This is a genomic window from Extensimonas vulgaris, assembly GCF_003337425.1.
In the GTDB taxonomy this organism is placed as follows: Bacteria; Pseudomonadota; Gammaproteobacteria; order Burkholderiales; family Burkholderiaceae_C; genus Extensimonas; species Extensimonas vulgaris.
Map to the genome: position 1 here is coordinate 255,726 of NZ_QPJU01000001.1, position 17,665 is coordinate 273,390.

General features: G+C 66.0%; 18 protein-coding genes. 14 read left to right on the forward strand and 4 right to left on the reverse strand.

The window, feature by feature from the left end; genetic code table 11:
• Nucleotides 1–24 precede the first annotated feature (24 nt).
• The 14 genes from DFR45_RS01135 (at nt 25) to trhP (ending at nt 12,544) form a co-directional block, all read left to right on the forward strand.
• Entirely contained in the window at nt 25–939 is a 915-nt protein-coding gene (locus tag DFR45_RS01135) for an ABC transporter permease subunit (RefSeq protein ID WP_114481860.1), read from the forward strand.
• A complete protein-coding gene (gene livM, locus DFR45_RS01140) occupies nt 939–2,246 on the forward strand; it encodes a high-affinity branched-chain amino acid ABC transporter permease LivM (protein WP_114481861.1) in 1,308 nt (435 codons plus the stop codon). The genes DFR45_RS01135 and livM overlap by 1 nt, the downstream gene beginning before the upstream one ends.
• Nucleotides 2,243–3,076, forward strand: coding sequence for an ABC transporter ATP-binding protein (locus tag DFR45_RS01145; RefSeq protein ID WP_114481862.1), 834 nt, complete (start codon nt 2,243–2,245; stop codon nt 3,074–3,076). The genes livM and DFR45_RS01145 overlap by 4 nt, the downstream gene beginning before the upstream one ends.
• Nucleotides 3,069–3,791, forward strand: coding sequence for an ABC transporter ATP-binding protein (locus tag DFR45_RS01150; protein WP_114481863.1), 723 nt, complete (start codon nt 3,069–3,071; stop codon nt 3,789–3,791). Before DFR45_RS01145 ends, DFR45_RS01150 begins: the two co-directional genes overlap by 8 nt.
• Nucleotides 3,792–3,971: 180 nt before the next feature.
• Nucleotides 3,972–4,859, forward strand: a complete 888-nt coding sequence (locus DFR45_RS01155; RefSeq protein WP_114481864.1) for an NUDIX hydrolase — start codon at nt 3,972–3,974, stop codon at nt 4,857–4,859.
• Between the two features lie 230 nt (nt 4,860–5,089).
• Nucleotides 5,090–6,217 carry a bifunctional 3,4-dihydroxy-2-butanone-4-phosphate synthase/GTP cyclohydrolase II gene (gene ribBA / locus DFR45_RS01160; protein ID WP_114481865.1) on the forward strand — a complete coding sequence of 376 codons (1,128 nt, stop codon included), beginning with the start codon at nt 5,090–5,092 and terminating at the stop codon, nt 6,215–6,217.
• A gap of 3 nt (nt 6,218–6,220) precedes the next feature.
• Complete coding sequence (gene ribH / locus DFR45_RS01165; RefSeq protein ID WP_114481866.1) at nt 6,221–6,682, forward strand: 6,7-dimethyl-8-ribityllumazine synthase; 462 nt, start codon at nt 6,221–6,223, stop codon at nt 6,680–6,682.
• The gene (gene nusB, locus DFR45_RS01170) at nt 6,682–7,278 is read left to right on the forward strand and encodes a transcription antitermination factor NusB (protein WP_114481867.1); all 597 of its coding nucleotides are present in this window, start codon (nt 6,682–6,684) and stop codon (nt 7,276–7,278) included. The genes ribH and nusB overlap by 1 nt, the downstream gene beginning before the upstream one ends.
• Before the next feature lie 26 nt (nt 7,279–7,304).
• A complete protein-coding gene (locus DFR45_RS01175; RefSeq protein ID WP_114481868.1) occupies nt 7,305–8,489 on the forward strand; it encodes a pyridoxal phosphate-dependent aminotransferase in 1,185 nt (394 codons plus the stop codon).
• A gap of 36 nt (nt 8,490–8,525) precedes the next feature.
• Nucleotides 8,526–8,942 (forward strand): tol-pal system-associated acyl-CoA thioesterase, encoded by a 417-nt coding sequence (gene ybgC / locus DFR45_RS01180; protein WP_114481869.1) that lies wholly within the window; start codon nt 8,526–8,528, stop codon nt 8,940–8,942.
• Nucleotides 8,939–9,652, forward strand: a complete 714-nt coding sequence (gene tolQ / locus DFR45_RS01185) for a protein TolQ (protein WP_114481870.1) — start codon at nt 8,939–8,941, stop codon at nt 9,650–9,652. The genes ybgC and tolQ overlap by 4 nt, the downstream gene beginning before the upstream one ends.
• Nucleotides 9,653–9,679: 27 nt before the next feature.
• The gene (locus DFR45_RS01190; protein WP_114481871.1) at nt 9,680–10,108 is read left to right on the forward strand and encodes an ExbD/TolR family protein; all 429 of its coding nucleotides are present in this window, start codon (nt 9,680–9,682) and stop codon (nt 10,106–10,108) included.
• A gap of 31 nt (nt 10,109–10,139) precedes the next feature.
• A complete protein-coding gene (tolA, locus tag DFR45_RS01195) occupies nt 10,140–11,099 on the forward strand; it encodes a cell envelope integrity protein TolA (RefSeq protein ID WP_114481872.1) in 960 nt (319 codons plus the stop codon).
• Between the two features lie 56 nt (nt 11,100–11,155).
• Entirely contained in the window at nt 11,156–12,544 is a 1,389-nt protein-coding gene (trhP, locus tag DFR45_RS01200; protein ID WP_114481873.1) for a prephenate-dependent tRNA uridine(34) hydroxylase TrhP, read from the forward strand.
• A gap of 63 nt (nt 12,545–12,607) precedes the next feature.
• On the opposite strand, the gene DFR45_RS01205 is transcribed toward trhP, so the two are convergent.
• From DFR45_RS01205 to DFR45_RS01220, 4 genes are read right to left on the reverse strand one after another with little or no spacing between them, the layout of a single operon-like run.
• A complete protein-coding gene (locus DFR45_RS01205) occupies nt 12,608–13,033 on the reverse strand; it encodes a Zn-ribbon domain-containing OB-fold protein (protein ID WP_174564700.1) in 426 nt (141 codons plus the stop codon).
• Nucleotides 13,030–14,226, reverse strand: a complete 1,197-nt coding sequence (locus DFR45_RS01210; RefSeq protein ID WP_114481874.1) for a thiolase C-terminal domain-containing protein — start codon at nt 14,224–14,226, stop codon at nt 13,030–13,032. Before DFR45_RS01210 ends, DFR45_RS01205 begins: the two co-directional genes overlap by 4 nt.
• A gap of 22 nt (nt 14,227–14,248) precedes the next feature.
• Entirely contained in the window at nt 14,249–15,880 is a 1,632-nt protein-coding gene (locus DFR45_RS01215) for a class I adenylate-forming enzyme family protein (RefSeq protein WP_114481875.1), read from the reverse strand.
• 35 nt (nt 15,881–15,915) lie between these two features.
• A complete protein-coding gene (locus tag DFR45_RS01220) occupies nt 15,916–17,550 on the reverse strand; it encodes a class I adenylate-forming enzyme family protein (protein WP_114481876.1) in 1,635 nt (544 codons plus the stop codon).
• Nucleotides 17,551–17,665: the final 115 nt, after the last annotated feature.

Consider the following 17,665-nt stretch of genomic DNA (forward strand, 5'->3'; position numbering starts at 1 on the left):
CGCTTCAAGAAACGGAGCAGGCCGTTGGCTTACGCACTGCAGCAGCTGATCAACGGCCTCACGCTCGGGGCCATGTACGGCCTGATCGCAATCGGCTACACGATGGTCTATGGAATCATCGGCATGATCAACTTCGCGCACGGCGAGATCTACATGGTCAGCGCCTTCATGGCCGTGCTGGTCTATGTGCTCTGCGCGGGCCTCGGCCTGGGGCCGACGCCGCTCGTACTGCTGGCGATGCTGCTCGTGGCCATGGCGTTCACCGCGCTCTACGGCTGGGCCGTGGAGCGCATCGCCTACCGGCCACTGCGCGGCGCACCGCGGCTCGCGCCGCTGATTTCGGCGATCGGGATGTCGATCTTCCTGCAAAACTACGTGCAGCTCACGCAGGGCGCGCGCATCAAGTCCATCCCGCCGCTGTGGCAGGGAGACATCACACTGTGGGCGGCGGCGGACTTTCGCGTCACCCTGGGCTGGGTGCAGCTCGCCACGGTGGTTCTCACCGTGCTGGTGATGGCAGCCTTCGGCTGGATGATCGCGCGCACTGCGTTCGGCCGTCAGCAACGCGCCTGCGAACAAGACCCGAAGATGGCGGCGCTGCTGGGCATCGACGTCGACAGGACGATCTCGCTCACCTTCGTGTTGGGCGCAGCGCTGGCCGCGGTGGCGGGCATGCTCGCGGTGCTGCAGTACGGCGTGATCGACTTCACCATAGGCTTCGTCGCGGGCATCAAAGCCTTCACCGCCGCGGTGCTGGGCGGCATAGGTTCCATCCCCGGCGCGATGCTCGGCGGGCTCATCATCGGTCTGGTCGAAGCCTTCTGGTCGGCCTACCTGTCGCCCGAATACAAAGACGTGGCGACCTTCACGATCCTCGTGCTGGTGCTGTTGCTGCGTCCCACCGGCCTGCTCGGGCAGCCGGACGTGGAGAAGGTCTGATGGCGGCCGCCTCTGCCACACCCCCATCGCCCGCACCTTCGTCCACCGCTGCGCTGCCGGCGCGCCTGCGCGATGCGTTCGCCGTCACGGTGCTCGGCGGCCTGCTCGCCCTGCCCTTCATCGGCCTGCGCACCGCAGAGGACGGCGGCGCACTGGTCGTGCAAACACGCTGGGGCGCGCTGGGGTGGACGCTGCTGCTCGTGTTTTTCACAAGGCTGCTGCTGCGCGCCGGTATCGACTTCTGGCAGCAGCGTCGCCCTGCGAAGCGCCTTGTGCCCACGCGCGGGCACACCGCAGTGCGCCGCGCCAGCGCGGGCGCGATCCTCGGGCTTGCATTGCTGCTGCCGCTGCTGCTGCCAGGCAACCGCTATGTCATCGACACCGCGACCACGCTCGGCATCTACGTGATGCTCGGCTGGGGGCTCAACGTCGTGGTCGGGCTCGCGGGCCTGCTCGATCTGGGCTACGTGGCCTTCTATGCGGTCGGCGCGTACAGCTACGCACTGCTCTCCACGCAGCCTGGCTGGAGCTTCTGGGCAGCGCTGCCGGTGGCCGGGGCCCTGGCCGCGGTGTTCGGCATCCTGCTCGGCTACCCCGTGCTGCGGCTGCGCGGCGACTACCTGGCCATCGTCACGCTGGGGTTTGGCGAGATCATCCGCATCATCCTGCTCAACTGGACCTCCTTTTCAGGCGGCCCCAATGGCATAGGCGGCATTCCGCGCCCGAGCTTTTTCGGCCTGCCGTTCGCGCGCAGCAGTGCCGGGGGCCGAACCTTTCACGAATTCTTCGGGCTCGATTTCTCGCCCATGCACCGCATCGTCTTCCTCTACTACCTGATCGTGGCGCTGGCACTGCTTACGCATGCGCTCGTCACGCGCCTGCGCGTGCTGCCCGTGGGACGCGCCTGGGAAGCCCTGCGCGAAGACGAAATCGCCTGCAAGGCGCTGGGCCTCAACACCACGCGCATCAAGCTCTCCGCCTTCGCGATGGGGGCCATGCTTGCGGGCTTTGCCGGTGTCTTCTTCGCAGCGCGCCAGGGTTTCATCTCGCCCGAGAGCTTCACTTTCGGCGAATCCGCCACCATTCTTGCGATCGTCGTGCTCGGCGGCATGGGCTCGCAGCTCGGTGTGGTGCTGGCCGCAGCCGTGCTCGTCGTGCTGCCCGAAGTCGGGCGCCAGTTCGCCGACTACCGCATGCTCGTTTTCGGTGCAGCCATGGTGACCATCATGGCCGTGAAACCCACGGGGCTGCTCGCGCGGCGCGAACCCACGGTACGCCTCGCCCCGGCACGTAAGGGCGCCGCATGAAGCCGCTACTGACGGTGGAGCAGCTCGTGATGCGCTTTGGTGGCATCACGGCCATCGACGGCCTCTCGCTCGAAGTGCCGCGCGGACGCATCACGGCGGTAATCGGCCCCAACGGCGCGGGCAAGACCACGCTGTTCAACTGCATCACAGGGTTTTACCGCCCGAGCGCCGGGCGCATCGTGCTCCATACCGCAGAGGGCGAACAGGAACTCACCCGCCTGCAAGGCCACCGCATCGCCCGTGAGGCGCGCATCGTGCGCACCTTCCAGAACATCCGGCTCTTTGCCGGCATGACCGTGCTCGAAAACCTGCTGGTCGCGCAGCACCGCGAACTGCAGCGCGCCGCGCGCTTCTCTCTCGCGGGCCTTCTGCACACGCCGGGCTACCGCCGCGCGCAGCAGGCGGCGCTCGAGCGCGCGCGCCGCTGGCTAGCCGAACTGGGCCTGACGCAATACGCCGACCTGCCCGCCGGTGCGCTGCCCTACGGCACGCAGCGCCGCGTGGAGATTGCGCGCGCCCTGTGCACCGAGCCGCAGCTGCTGTGCCTGGACGAGCCCGCGGCGGGGCTGAATCCCAAGGAGTCGGCCGAGCTCAACGCGCTCCTGCTGCGCCTGCGTGACGCGCACCACCTGACGCTCCTCTTCATCGAACACGACATGAATGTCGTGATGAACGTCTCCGACCACGTGGTCGTGATGAATTTCGGCCGCAAGATCGCCGAAGGCGCACCGCAGCACGTGCAGCACGACCCCGAAGTCATCGCCGCCTACCTTGGTGCAGCCGAAGACGCCGAGGAAGAAAAACCCGACGTCGAGGTGGGCAATGCTTGAGTTGCAGGGCGTCAGCGCCCACTACGGCGCCATCCAGGCGCTCAAGAGCGTCGATCTGCAGGTGCGCGCCGGCGAAATCGTCACGCTGATCGGCGCGAACGGTGCCGGCAAGTCAACGCTGATGACCACCATTTTCGGCATGCCGCGCGCCAGCAGCGGCCGCATCGTGCTCGCCGACGAAGACATCACCGCCTTGCCGCCGCACCACATCGCCCAGCGCCAGATCGCCCTCGTGCCCGAAGGCCGGCGCATCTTCGCGCGCATGAGCGTGCGCGAAAACCTGCTGGTCGGCATGAGCGCCGCGCGCGGCACCCGCGGCGCCCACGATGCCGAAACAGGGCTGCGCCACGTGTTCGCGCTTTTTCCCATCCTCGAAGCGCGGCAGACGCAGCGCGCGGGCACGCTCTCGGGCGGCGAGCAGCAGATGCTCGCGATCGGGCGCGCGCTGATGGGCTCGCCGCGCTTGCTGCTGCTCGATGAGCCCTCGCTCGGCCTCGCGCCGCTCGTGATCCGCACCATTTTCCACACGATCACAGCGCTCAACCGCGAACTCGGCCTGACCATTTTGCTGGTCGAACAAAACGCCCGCCAGGCACTCAGGATCGCGCACCGCGGCTATGTGCTGCAAAACGGCGCCGTCGTGCTCGAAGGCAGCGGGCAGGACTTGCTCAACGATCCGCAGGTGCGCGCCGCTTACCTCGACGCTGCCGCGTGATCCGGACTTGCGTCCGCCGTGCGGGTACAAGCGCGAACAAGACTGCCAATTGCACCCATACCAAACGCATGGTAGGCTGCGCCAGCCAGCAAATTGCCTGCCCGCCGAGTTCGACGGTGCCTCACATCCCGCCAAAGCTCCGCACTCTCTCCGCACTCTCTTTCTAACGCCTTCCACCCCATGCAAGCCCCCACCACCCCACCCCTTGCCGAAACACCCCGCCCTGCCGCCTCCATGGTGCTGCTGCGCCAGGCGCCCACGGGCCTCGAAGTGCTGCTGCTGCGCCGCACGGCGCAGGCTGCCAACATGCCGGGCCTGTACGTTTTCCCCGGCGGCAAGCTCGATGACGCCGACCAGACGCTGGCCGAGTCGCTCCTCGACCAGCCGCCCGAAAACCTGCGCGAAGGCCTCAACGAGCCCGGCATAGACGCTGCCACTGCCGCCGGTCTGTACGTTGCCGCCGTGCGCGAGGCGCTCGAAGAATGTGGCTTGCTGCTCGCCGAAGCCGCTGGCGACCTGGCGCGCCTCGATGCGCCGCAGGCGCGGGAACTGCTGCGCGTGGGCCAGTCTTTTGCCGACGTGCTGAGTACGCTGCAATTGCGCGTACCCACACGCCGGCTAGTGCCCTGGTCGCGCTGGATCACGCCGCGCGCGCCCACGATCAACACCACGCGCCGCTTCGACACGCGCTTTTTCGTCGCCGAAGCGCCACAGGGCCAAACGGCTGCGCACGACGACGAGGAAACCACCGACAGCGTCTGGATCGCACCACGCACCGCGCTCGAACAGTACCGCGACCGGCTCATAGACCTGGCGCCGCCGCAGATCATGGGCCTGGCGCATCTGGCCCGCCACAAGGATGTGCAAAGCGTGCTCCAGGAGGCGCGCAGCAAGCGTCCGCCACTCATCGAACCAGAGCATTACCACCGCGATGGAACGCGCGTGCTGTGCTACCCCGGCGACGCAAAACACTCCGTCTCCGCACGTGCACTGCCCGGCCCCACGCGGCTGCTGCACGTCGAAGGACGCTTTACGCCCGAGGAAGGGTTTGAGGCCCTTTTTGCCTGATGTACGACGGCCATCCTCATGGTTGGGCGGACGGCCCACCCCTAAAACGGTGCGGGTAAAATCGCGCCCCTCACCGGGCGCCCTGCGTAGGGTGGCTTGCGCCAGACGCACCAGACTGCGCAACCTCGACAGAGGCGGTTTGAGCTCTGCCGCATGCCGATATTGCCGGCCCCTGCCTGTCGCCCACCACTGCACACAGCCGCCCCAGCCGACTTCTTCTCCCGAGCTTCATGAACACCTCCCTCACCCCCGCCCCCATTTCCCCCGTGGAAGACATCGTGGCTGAGCTGCGCGCTGGCCGCATGGTCATCCTCGTCGATGAAGAAGACCGCGAAAACGAAGGCGACCTCGTACTCGCCGCAGACCATGTTACGCCCGAGGCCATCAACTTCATGGCCAAGTATGGGCGCGGGTTGATTTGCCTCACGCTCACGCGCGAGCGCTGCGAGCGTCTGCGGCTGCCGCCGATGGTCACGCGCAACGGCACCAAGCACGCCACGGCTTTCACCGTGTCCATAGAAGCGGCTGAAGGCGTGACCACGGGCATTTCCGCTGCCGACCGTGCGCGCACCGTGCAGGCCGCCGTGGCACCGCACGCCGTGCCAGAAGACCTGGTGCAGCCCGGCCACATTTTTCCGCTGCAGGCGGTCGATGGCGGCGTGCTCATGCGCGCCGGCCACACCGAGGCCGGCTGCGACCTGGCCGCCATGGCCGGCTGCAGCCCCGCCGCCGTGATCTGCGAAGTCATGAAAGACGACGGCACCATGGCGCGCCTGCCCGACCTGCAGCTGTTCGCGGCCGAGCATGGCTTAAAGATCGGCACCATCGCCGACCTGATCGAGCACCGCAGCCGCCACGAGTCGCTGATCGAAAGAATCGGCAGTCGCCCGTTGCAAACCGCTTATGGCGAATTCATCGCGCATGCCTACCGCGACAAACCCAGCCAGGGACTGCACCTTGCACTGGTCAAAGGCCAATGGCACAGCGACGAGAGCGTACCAGTGCGCGTGCACGAGCCGCTTTCGGTGCTCGACTTGCTCGAAGTGCAGCGCACCATGCACTCGTGGGGCCTGGACGAGAGCCTGCGGTACATCGAGCAACAGGGCCGCGGCGTGGCCGTGCTGCTCAACTGCGGCGAAAGCGCGGCCGAGCTGCTGGCCCAGTTTGAAGGCACTGCGCGCGCCACCCAGGCCCCCGAGCGCGGCCGCATGGACTTGCGCACCTATGGCATAGGCGCACAGATTCTGCGCGAGTGCGGCGTACACAAAATGCAACTCATGGGTCAGCCGCGCCGCATGCCGAGCATGGTAGGTTACGGTCTCGAAATCACCGGCTACATCGCCAAAGCGAAGGAGTAAAGCATGCAAGACGCGGAACAAGGCAGCGCCCTCGAACTCGACGGGCAGGGCCTGCGCATCGCCATGGTGCAGGCGCGCTTCAACGAAGGCATCACCGACGCGCTGGCGGCCGCCTGCCGCGATGAGTTGCTGGCGCTGGGCGTGGACGCCGAAGACATAGACCTCGTGCGCGTGCCCGGTGCGCTCGAAGTGCCGCTCGCGCTGCAGGCGCTGGCCGAGAGCGAAAGCTACGACGCGCTGATCGCGCTGGGCTGCGTGATCCGCGGCGAGACCTACCACTTCGAGCTCGTCGCGAACGAGTCGGCCGCGGGCGTGACGCGCGTGGCGCTCGACTACCAGATTCCCATCGCCAACGCCATCCTGACCACCGAAGACACGGCGCAGGCCGAGGCGCGCCAGACCGGCAAAGGGCGCGACGCCGCGCGCGTGGCCGTGGAAATGGCGCGCCTGCTGGAGGACTTGTGATGAGCGACAGCGACGCCACTGTGCGCCCGGCCCGTCCCCCGAAGCAGACGCGCACCGGCCTCAAGAGCAACGGCGCGCGCAAGGCGGCCTCGAAGCCGCAGCGCAGCCGCGCGCGCGAGTTTGCGCTGCAGGCGCTGTACCAGCACCTCGTCGGACACAACGAGGCCGCAGCCATAGACGCCTTCACGCGCGACCTGGCAGGCTTTCACAAGGCCGACGCGGCCCACTACGACGCACTGCTGCACGGCTGCATTGAGACGGCGCAGGACCTGGACGCGCTCATCGCGCCGCAGCTCGACCGGCCGTTGGGCGAGCTCTCGCCGATCGAGCACGCCGTGATGTGGATAGGCGCGTATGAGTTTCAGCATTGCCTGGACGTGCCCTGGCGCGTGGTGCTCGACGAGTGCATCGAACTGGCCAAGGAGTTTGGCGGCACCGACGGCTACAAATACGTCAACGCAGTGCTCAACGGCTTGGCACCGCGCCTGCGCGCTGGCGAGGTGGCTGCGGACAAGGCCATGTCCAAGCCACGGCCACAAAGCCAGGGGCCGCGCCCCGTGCCCGCCACCGTGCAGCCCGACGCCACCCACGACTAAGCCCCTTCGGCTCCGAAGCGACCCACATGAAGTTTTCCACTCGCGCCGCACGCATAGAGCCGTTTTACGTCATGGAGGTGGCCAAGGCCGCGCAGGCGCAGGCGCGCGCTCTCGCGGGCACGCGCTCGCCCATGATTTTTCTCAACATCGGCGAGCCCGACTTCACGGCCCCACCGCTGGTGCAAGAAGCCGCCGTGCGCGCCATCCACGCGGGCAGCACGCAATACACGCCCGCGCTCGGCCTCGATGCGCTGCGCGAGCGCATCAGCGGCTGGTACCAGGAGCGCTTTGGCGTCAGCGTGCCGGCGCGGCGCATCGTGGTCACGGCGGGGGCTTCGGCGGCGCTGCAGCTCGCCTGCCTGGCGCTGATCGACGCGGGCGACGAAATCCTCATGCCCGATCCGAGCTACCCCTGCAACCGGCACTTCGTGAGCGCTGCCGAAGGCCGCGCCGTGCTGCTGCCCGCCACGGCGCAGGAGCGCTTTCAGCTCAGCGCCGCGCAGGTACAGGCCGCCTGGGGCGAGAAAACGCGCGGCGTGCTGCTCGCCTCGCCCTCCAACCCCACGGGCACCTCGATCGCCCCTGACGAATTGCGCCGCATCCACGCCGTGGTGCAGGCGCACGGCGGCATCACGCTGATCGACGAGATCTACCTTGGCCTGTCCTACGACGCCACGTACGGCCAGACCGCGCTCGCACTGGGCGAAGACCTCATCAGCATCAACAGCTTCAGCAAATACTTCAACATGACGGGCTGGCGCCTGGGCTGGATGGTGGTGCCCGAAGCCATGGTGCCCGTGGTGGAGCGTCTCGCGCAAAACCTGTTCATCTGCGCGAACACGGTGGCGCAGCACGCGGCGCTGGCCTGCTTCGAGCCCGACAGCATCGCCGAATACGAGCGCCGCCGCGCCGAATTCAAGGCGCGGCGCGACTATTTCATCCCGGAGCTGCAGGCGCTGGGCCTTGCCGTGCCCGTGATACCCGATGGCGCGTTTTATGCTTGGGCTGACTGCAGCGCCGCGGCTGCACGCCTGGGCGTGCAGGGCAGTTGGGACTTCGCCTTGGAGTTGATGCGCCGCGCCCACCTGGCCGTGACGCCGGGGCGCGACTTTGGCAGCTTCGAGACGCAGCACTTCGTGCGCTTTTCCACGGCCAACGCGCTACCCCAGTTGCAGGAAGCCGTGGCGCGGCTGCACAGCTTGCTGGGCTGAGAGGACGAGCGCAATCGACGCACAGGAGGTGCATCCATGGCATTCGAATGGCCGGTCCGTGTGTACTGGGAAGACACCGACGCCGGCGGCATCGTCTTTCACGCCAACTACCTCAAATACTTCGAGCGTGCGCGCACTGAATGGCTGCGCGCACGGGGCGTCGAGCAGGGTACGCTGCGGGAACAAACCGGCGGCGTTTTTGTCGTAACCGACTCGCACCTGCGCTATCTGCGCCCGGCGCGCCTCGACGATGCGCTGATCGTCACCGCCAAAGTGCAGGAAACAGGGCGCGCATCGCTTTCCATGCTACAACAGGTACTCCTCAAAACAGAGCAGGCCGCGCAGCAGACGGCATCTTTACTGGTCGAAGCCGTCATCCGCATCGGCTGGGTCGATGCCTCCACCCTGCGTCCTGCGCGCATCCCCCCTTGGCTTCTGGAACGACTTTCATGAATGCACAAAACATGTCCATCCTCACCCTGGTGCTGCACGCCAGCTGGGTGGTGCAACTCGTCATGCTGCTGCTGCTGGGCGTCTCGATCGCCAGCTGGGGCACAATTTTTCGCAAGCTCATCACGGTGCGGCGCGTGAAGGCGCTCAACGAGGACTTCGAGCGCGAATTCTGGTCCGGCACCAGCCTGAACGACTTGTACGCCAGCGCGGCGCAGAACGCCCGCCAGGGCGGGCCCATGGAACGCATCTTCGCGAGCGGCATGCGTGAATACCAAAAGCTGCGCGAGCGCCGTATCAGCGACCCGGGCACGCTGCTCGACGGCGCCCGCCGCGCCATGCGCGCGAGCCTGCAGCGCGAGATGGACGTGATCGAATCCGGCCTCTCGCTGCTGGCCTCGGTGGGTTCGGTCTCGCCCTACGTGGGCTTGTTCGGCACGGTGTGGGGCATCATGCACGCCTTCACCGGCTTTGCAGGCATGGAGCAGGTCACGCTCGCCACGGTTGCGCCCGGCATCGCCGAAGCCCTTGTGGCCACGGCCATCGGCCTTTTTGCTGCCATTCCGGCCGTGCTCGCCTACAACCGCTTTGCACACGACATCGACCGCGTGACCCTCCAGCAAGAGACCTTCATCGAAGAGTTCTCCAACATCCTGCAGCGCAACCTGGGCACACCTGCATCCAGCGCCGCCACCTCGGCGTCGGGCGGCTGAAACCAACGAGACGCCAAGGAACCATCGATGCCCGCTCTGGCTTCGCGCGGCCGCGGCCGCCGCACCATCAATGAAATCAACATGGTGCCCTTCATCGACGTGATGCTGGTGCTGCTCATCATTTTCATGGTGACGGCGCCCATGCTCACGCCCGGCACCATCAACGTGCCCAAGGTCGGCAAAGCCAACCGCCAGCCCGTCAAATACGCCACCGTGCTCATCGCCAAGGACGGCCGCCTGCAGTTCAAGGCCGACGGCAGCACGCGCAGCGTGAGCGAAAAGGAAGCCGCCGAAGCCGCGTTGCGCTGGCAACAAGACCAGGCGGACGAACAAGCCGCAGTCATCATTGCGGCTGACAAAAGCGTGACTTACGAAACCGTGGTCAAGGCCATGAGCGCGTTGCAAAAAGCCGGCGTACAGCGCGTGGGCCTGTCGGTCACGCAAGGCGGTGGCTGAAGGGCTCGACCCTGCGGCCCTATCGAACGCCATGCCCAGCACCATGGATCGCGAGCCTCTTGCGCCGCCGCCCCCGCCCGGACGGTGGGCGGCCGTGCTGCTGTCGCTGCTCGCACATGCCTTGCTGCTCGCCGCACTGGCCTGGGGTGTGCGCTGGAAGGCGAGCAGCGAGCAGACCGTCGTGCAAGCCGAGCTCTGGGCCGCACTGCCGCAGCAGGCAGCGCCACGCATGACGCCACCTCCACCTCCGCCGCCACCATCACCGGAGCCAGCGCCGGCACCGCATGTGCCCAAGCCGCTGCCGCCCGTCCCTATGGCCGCGCCCGACACGCACGACGCCGACATCGCCTTGGAGCGCCAAAGAAAACGCGAGGAGCAAGCCCGCCAGCAGGCGCTGGAGCGGGCCCGCGAGGAAAAGCGTGCGCAAGCAAAAAGGGAGCGCGAGCAAAGAGAAAAAGAAAAAGCAGCTCAGGAAAAAGCCGCGCAGGAAAAAGCCGCGCGTGCCAAGGCAGAGCGCGAGAAAGCCGAACGCGAGAAAGCCGAGCAAGAAAGGCTTGCGCAGCAGAAAAAACAGGCCGAAGACAAGCGCAAGGCCGAAGCGCTGGCACGCCAGCTCGAAGCGCAGCGCCAAGAAAACCTGCGCCGCATGCAAAGCCTGGCCGGTGCGAACGGCGACGCCACCGCCACGGGCAAAGACCTGCGCAGCGCCGGGCCGTTAGGCCCCTCGAGCAGCTATGCCGGCAAGGTGGTGGCCAAGGTCAGGCCCAACATCGTCTATCCAGACGAAATCGTCGGCAACCCGCGCGCCGAAGTCGAGGTGCGCACCGCGCCCGACGGCACCATCGTCGGCACGCGCCTGCTGCAGTCCAGCGGCAACAAGGCCTGGGACGATGCCGTGCTGCGCGCGCTGCAAAAAACCGAGACGCTGCCGCGCGACATCGACGGCCGCGTGCCCCCGTCGCTCGTGATCGTGTTCCGGCCCAAGGATTGAGCCCCTGCCGGCGCATGGGTTTTCGCTCGTTTCCCGATGTTTGGGACAATCGCCCCATGACCCTCCGAAGCCCCGAACTGCTGCTGCCCGCCGGCTCGCTCGACAAAATGCGCGCGGCCTACGACTTTGGCGCCGACGCCGTGTATGCCGGCCAGCCGCGCTACAGCCTGCGTGCGCGCAACAACGAATTCCGCCTCGAGCAAATCGCGCAAGGCATCGCCGAGGCGCACGCGCGCGGCAAAAAATTCTTCGTCACGAGCAACCTGCTGCCACACAACGACAAGGTGCGCACCTACCTGCGCGACATCGAGCCCGTGATCGCGTTGCGCCCCGACGCGCTCATCATGGCCGACCCTGGCTTGATCATGCTCGTGCTCGAAAAAATGGAGCACGGCGGCTGGCCCGAGGTGCCCATCCACCTCTCGGTGCAAGCCAACACCATGAACTACGCGGCCGTGAAGTTCTGGCAGAAGGTGGGCATCGCACGCATCATCCTCTCGCGCGAGCTGAGCCTCGACGAGGTCGCCAAAATCCGCGAGGAATGCCCCGACATCGAGCTCGAAGTGTTCGTGCACGGCGCGCTGTGCATCGCCTATTCGGGCCGCTGCCTGCTCTCGGGCTACTTCAACCGGCGCGACCCGAACCAGGGCACCTGCACCAACGCCTGCCGCTGGAATTACCAGACGCGCCCCGCCGCGCTCGACCCCAACACCGGCGAGCCCATCGCCCAGCCCATGGAAGCCGACTTCAGCTTCAACCAGGCGCAGGAAGAGGCGCAGGCCACGTTTGCGGCCTGCGGCGGCAGCGCACGCCACCCGCTCGCCGACCAGGTTTATCTGCTCGAAGAAAAAGAGCGCCCCGGCCAGCTCATGCCCATCATGGAGGACGAGCACGGCACCTACATCATGAACAGCAAGGATTTGCGCGCCGTAGAGCACGTGCAGCGGCTGGTGGAAATCGGCGTGGACTCGCTCAAGATCGAGGGCCGCACCAAGAGCCTGTACTACGTCGCGCGCACGGCGCAGGTGTATCGCCGCGCGATCGACGACGCCGTGGCCGGGCGGCCGTTCGACCCGACGCTGATCACCGAACTCGAGGGCCTGGCCAACCGCGGCTACACGAGCGGTTTTTTGGAGCGCCGCCCCATGCACGACTACCAGAACTACGAAACCGGCCACTCCACGGCGCGGCGCAGCCAGTTCGTCGCTGAGGTGCGCGCCGTGGGCGATGGCTGGGCCGAGGTGGAAACGAAAAACCGCTTCGACGTGGGCGACCTGCTCGAAGTCATCCACCCGAGCGGCAACCGCCTGCTGCGCCTGACGCAGATGGTCGACCTCGAGGGCCAGCCCGTGCAATGCGCCCAGGGCAGCCCGGTGCGCGTGCGCATTCCACTCGAAGGGCCCGCCGAGGGCGCCTTGCTCGCGCGCGTGCTCGAGTCTGCGTAAAGTCCCCGCAGCAAAAAGCGCCGGCATACGGCGCTTTTTTTGTGGGCAAACCAAGTTTCGCTGTTACCGCGCCGCGCGAAAGCGCGGCAGCACGACGCCCGTATCGCCCACGGGCTCGCACACCAGTTCGACCAGCATGTCGAAAGTCACGGCGAGCGGGTCGTCGCCGACGAAGGAGCTGATCATGCGCGGCCCCTCTGCGAGCTCGACCAGCAGCACGGCGTAAGGCGTGTCGTGCTTGAAGGCCGGGCCGGGCGCGCGGTACACCACGCTGAACGAGTGCACGGTGCCGCGCCCGCTCGCGGGGCGATGCTCCAAGTGCTCGCTGCCGCACTCGCGGCAGATGGCCTGCTGGTAGAACTGCACGTGGCCGCATTGCTTGCAATGCTGCAGCAGCAGCTTGCCTTCTCGAATGCCGCGCCAATACGCCTCGGAATCGGCATCGGGCATGGGCAGTGGCTTGATGTGGGCTTCTTTGGGATTGATCACAGTGTGGCCTCCGTGCCGAGGATGGTCGTGGCTTGCGTGGCAAACCCCGCGCCCAGGCTGTGCACTAGGCCGAGCTCAGCGCCCTGCACCTGGCGCTCGCCGCATTGCCCGCGCAACTGGTGGATCACCTCGTAAAAATGGAACAAGGCCCCGGGCATGCCCGAGTGCGCGAACGACAGCAGCCCGCCGTGCGTGTTGCACGGAATCGCGCCGCCGTAGGTCATCTGCCGGTCTTCGACGAAGCGTCCGCCCTCGCCCTTGGGGCAAAAGCCCAGGTCTTCGAGCATCATGATCACCGTGCCCGTGAAGCAGTCATAGACACCGGCCACGTCCATGTCCTTGGGGCCGTAGCCCGCCATCGCGTAGGCCTTGGCGCTCGATTGCACAGCGCCGGTGGTCGTGAGCGTGGGCATGAGGAAGATGTGCTCGTGCGTGTAGCACTCGCCGCCGCCGAGGATGTAAACCGGCTTTGGAATGCCCAGCGCCTTGGCGCGCTCGGCCGAGGTCACGATGAAAGCCGCGCCGCCGTCGGAGATGAGCGAGCAGTCGAGCTTGTGGTAGGGCGTGGTGACCATGCCGGAGTTGAGCACGTCCTCGACCGTAAGCGGCTCGGTCATCTGTGCGCCGGGCGTGCGGCGCGCGTGCTCGCGCTGGATCACCGCCACCTGCGCGAACTGCTCGGCCGTGGTGCCGAAGTCGCGCATATGGCGGTGCGCCGTCATCGCAAAGGTGTTGGCCACCGGGATGCCGAAGGGCATTTCGTACTGCTGGTCACGGCTCTCGGTCATGGAGCGCAGCGCGAGGTCGGGCGAGAGGCCCGTGAGCAGGCTGTCGCCGCCGACGATGAGCACCGTCTCGGCCAGGCCGCCGTGGATGGCAGCCGCAGCGACGTTGAACATGGTCGCCGCGGTGGCGCCCGAAACCTGCAAGGTGTTCGAAAACGTGGGCTGTATGCCCAGGTATTCGCTGATGGCGACGCTGAAGCGGTGGAACGGCGAGGCAAAGGCGTGGCTCGAGAGCACGCCGTCGATGTCGGTTTTCTTGAGGCCGGCATCGGCCAGGGCTTTGTAGGCGGCGTCGGCAGCGAGCGCCAGGGCGCTCTTGCCGGGTACGCGGCCCACGGCAGAGATGCCGCAGCCTATGACCGCCGTCTTGCCGCGCAGACTTCGGTTCGCAGTGGGAGAGGTAGCCATGGATTCCTTTCGGTGTTGAGCTTCATGCCTTGGTGATGCGCTGGCGCAGCTGCGCCTTCAAAATCTTGCCCACGGGATTGCGCGGGATCGCATCGATGTATTCGATGCGCTCGGGCAATTTGTAAACGGCCACGCCGATCTGCTTGAGGTGCGCGACGATGTCTTCGAGCGTGGGCGGGTGTGCCTTGTCCTTGGGCACGACGTAGATGCAGGTTTTTTCGCCCATGATTTCGTCGGGCACGGCCACCGCGGCAGCCTCTTGCACACCGGGGTGCGTGAGCACGAGGTTCTCGACCTCGGCGGCGCTGATGTTGAAGCCGCCGCGGATGATGATGTCCTTCTTGCGGTCGAAAAAGCCCACATGGCGCTCGTCGCGCACGATGAAGTAGTCGCCCGTGCGAAAGAAGCCATCGGCCGTGAACGAGTTCTGCGCGAGGTCGGGGCGGCGGTAGTAGCCCGCGAACACGTTGGGCCCGCGATAGACGAGCTCGCCCACCTGGCCGGGCTGCGTGCATTCGACGTCGGCGTCGTCGAGCAGCTTGATTTGTATGCCCTGCACCTTGGACGGCCACTCGACACCGGGCTTGCCCCACCAGGGGAAATGGTCGCTGCGCTGCGCGAAATCGGGCACGTCGAGCGGCCCGGCGATCAGTCCCGTGCCTTCGGTCTGCCCCCAGAGGTTGCAGATTTCGATGTTCCAGCGGCGCTTGAACTCCTCCATGCTCCAGCGCGACGGCGGCGCCGAACCCGTAGCGATCGAGCGAATCGACGACAGATCGAGGCTGTCCACGTTCGGCAGCTTGAGGATCATGTTCAGGATCGCGGGCACCAGGATGGTGAACTGCACGTTTTCCGTGAGCATCTGGCGGATCAGCAGCTCGACGTTGATCGGGTGGTGCAACAGCAGGGTGCCACGGCCGGCAAGCCAGCTCATCCACGCCACGGCCCCGGTCATGTTGACCATGGGCGCGGGGGCGAGCACGCGGTCGCCCTCCTGTATGCCCACGACTTCGGGGATCAGCCGCATCTGGGAAAACCAGTTGTTGTGCGACATCGGGCAGCCCTTGGAGTGCGACTCGGTGCCCGAGGACCAGCACAGGCTGAAAATGTCATTGGCATCGAGCTTGACGCGCGCGAGCAGCGCCGGATCGGGCGCCTGCGCGGCCATGGCGGTGATCTCTTCGAGCGCCAAGGTCTCGTAGCCTACATGCTGCGCCATCGCGATGTGGTCGAACCCCTTGAAGTCTTTGACGCCGATGTAGCGCCGGGCCTGGCTGGCCTCGGCCACGTTGCGCAATTCGGAGTCACGCCACTGCATCGCAATGGGCGAAAGAATGCCGCCAGCGCGCGCCACGGCGAAATACAGCGCCATCAGCTCCCACACGTTGGGCAGCTGCGCGACCACGACTTCATCCTTTTGCAAACCACGGCGCAGCAAACCCGTCGCGATTGCATCGACCGCGGCACCGAACTGCTGCCACGTCACTGCGGTGGCGGGCGTGCCTATCAACTCGGCGCGATCGGGCGTATCGACGACGCAGGGGCGCTGCGGCACGTCGGCGACATGCTGGGCGAGCAGATCGAGCAAAGTTTTGCTCCCCCAAAAGCCCGAGGCGGTGTAATGGTCTATGGTGGAGGCGGAATGCAGGATCATGATTACTCCTATAAAAGTAGCTTATAGCGCAATGATTATGCGCCTTTCAAGGCGATTTGACGCAAATTCGCTTTGAGGATCTTGCCCACGGGGTTGCGCGGGATCGTGTCGAGGTATTCGATGCGCTCGGGCAGCTTGTACGCGGCGACGCCGATGCCTTTGAGGTGCGTCACGATGTCCTCGAGCGTAGGCGGATGCGCCTTGTCTTTGGGAACGACGAAGACGCAGGTTTTTTCGCCCATGATCTCGTCGGGCACGGCGATCGCTGCGGCTTCTTGCACGCCGGGGTGCGTGAGCACGAGATTCTCGACCTCGGCCGCACTGACATTGAAGCCGCCGCGGATGATGATGTCCTTTTTGCGATCGAAAAAGCCGATGTGGTGCGCATCGCGCACGACGAAAAAGTCGCCCGTGCGGTAAAAACCGTCGGGCGTAAATGTGCTTTGGGCCAGGTCGGGGCGCCGGTAATAGCCTGCGAATACGTTCGGGCCGCGATAGGCAAGCTCACCCACCTGCCCGGGCTGCGTGCATTCGGCGCCCAATTCGTCGAGGAGCTTGAGCTCCACGCCGCGAATGCCCGAGGGCCACTCGACGCCAGGGCAGCCCCACCACGGAAAGTGATCGGCGCGTTTGGAAAACTCGGGCACGTCCTTGGCGCCCGCAAAAATCGCCGTGCCTTCGGTCTGCCCCCAGCCATGCACGATTTCGATGTTCCAGCGGCGCTTGAACTCTTCCATGCTCCAGCGTGAAGGCTGCGAAGAACCTGCGGCGATGCAGCGCACATTCGAAAAATCGAGCTGATCGACCTGCGGCAGTTTGAGGATCAAGTTGAGCACGGCCGGCACGAGCAGGGTGAAGTGCACCTCCTCGTGCATCATCTGCTGCAAAAGCAAGGGCATATTGAGCGGGTGATGCAGCAAGGTGGTGCCGCCCACCGCGAGCGAAACCAGCCAGGTGCCCACGCCTGTCATGTTGACCACGGGTGCCGTCGCGAGCACCCTGTCCCCTGGGCGCAAGTCGGCCGTCTTGCGAATCAGGTTCATCTGGAAAATCCAGTTGTTGTGCGACATCGGACAGCCTTTGGACAGGGCTTCGGTGCCCGAAGACCAGCACAGGCTGAAAATGTCGTTGGCATCGATGTGGATGGCGTCGAGCCGGGCCTTGTCGGCCGCGCCGTGCGCCATCTCGTCGATGCGTGCCATGGGGAACGCTGTGAAACCAAATTTTTGCGCAATCGCCATCGGCTCGGCGCCCTTGAACTCGGGCAAGCCAAAGAAGAAACGCGCCTGCGTGATGTTCTTGACGTTTTGGAATTCGTTGTCGCGCCACTGGACGGGCATGGGCGAGAGTATCCCGCCAGCGCGGCTCACGGCCAGATACATGGCGATCAGTTCCCAGACGTTGGGCAGTTGCACCACGACGATTTCATCTTTTTGCAGCCCCAAGTCGAGCAAGCCCGTGGCAATGGCATCGACCATGGCCGCAAACTCGCGGTAGCTGAATTTTTGTGCCGCGGTGCCGACGAGATCGGGCCGATCTGCGGGATCGACCACCGCCACGCGCTCGGGCTCCTGCCTTGCCGTGTCGTAGAAGTGATCGAGCAAGGTACCTTGCCCCCAGTGCCCGCTCTGGGTGTAGCGCTGCAATGCCTCGGCACTGTGCAGGATCATGGTTTGTCTCCTCTTTTGTTGGGTGGATGGGTTGTTGCCGCCGCGCACACCGCCAAGGTCTGCTGCGCTGGATGCCCAGCCTTCAGTCTGCGGCGCTTGCCAAGACGGCGCCCAG

Coding starts and splice junctions, on each gene's coding strand:
- livM (WP_114481861.1), top strand. CDS start 939: ATGGCGGCCGCCTCTGCCACACCCCCATCGCCCGCACCTTCGTCCACC.
- DFR45_RS01145 (WP_114481862.1), top strand. CDS start 2,243: ATGAAGCCGCTACTGACGGTGGAGCAGCTCGTGATGCGCTTTGGTGGC.
- DFR45_RS01150 (WP_114481863.1), top strand. CDS start 3,069: ATGCTTGAGTTGCAGGGCGTCAGCGCCCACTACGGCGCCATCCAGGCG.
- DFR45_RS01155 (WP_114481864.1), top strand. CDS start 3,972: ATGCAAGCCCCCACCACCCCACCCCTTGCCGAAACACCCCGCCCTGCC.
- ribBA (WP_114481865.1), top strand. CDS start 5,090: ATGAACACCTCCCTCACCCCCGCCCCCATTTCCCCCGTGGAAGACATC.
- ribH (WP_114481866.1), top strand. CDS start 6,221: ATGCAAGACGCGGAACAAGGCAGCGCCCTCGAACTCGACGGGCAGGGC.
- nusB (WP_114481867.1), top strand. CDS start 6,682: ATGAGCGACAGCGACGCCACTGTGCGCCCGGCCCGTCCCCCGAAGCAG.
- DFR45_RS01175 (WP_114481868.1), top strand. CDS start 7,305: ATGAAGTTTTCCACTCGCGCCGCACGCATAGAGCCGTTTTACGTCATG.
- ybgC (WP_114481869.1), top strand. CDS start 8,526: ATGGCATTCGAATGGCCGGTCCGTGTGTACTGGGAAGACACCGACGCC.
- tolQ (WP_114481870.1), top strand. CDS start 8,939: ATGAATGCACAAAACATGTCCATCCTCACCCTGGTGCTGCACGCCAGC.
- DFR45_RS01190 (WP_114481871.1), top strand. CDS start 9,680: ATGCCCGCTCTGGCTTCGCGCGGCCGCGGCCGCCGCACCATCAATGAA.
- tolA (WP_114481872.1), top strand. CDS start 10,140: ATGCCCAGCACCATGGATCGCGAGCCTCTTGCGCCGCCGCCCCCGCCC.
- trhP (WP_114481873.1), top strand. CDS start 11,156: ATGACCCTCCGAAGCCCCGAACTGCTGCTGCCCGCCGGCTCGCTCGAC.
- DFR45_RS01210 (WP_114481874.1), bottom strand. CDS start 14,226: ATGGCTACCTCTCCCACTGCGAACCGAAGTCTGCGCGGCAAGACGGCG.
- DFR45_RS01215 (WP_114481875.1), bottom strand. CDS start 15,880: ATGATCCTGCATTCCGCCTCCACCATAGACCATTACACCGCCTCGGGC.
- DFR45_RS01220 (WP_114481876.1), bottom strand. CDS start 17,550: ATGATCCTGCACAGTGCCGAGGCATTGCAGCGCTACACCCAGAGCGGG.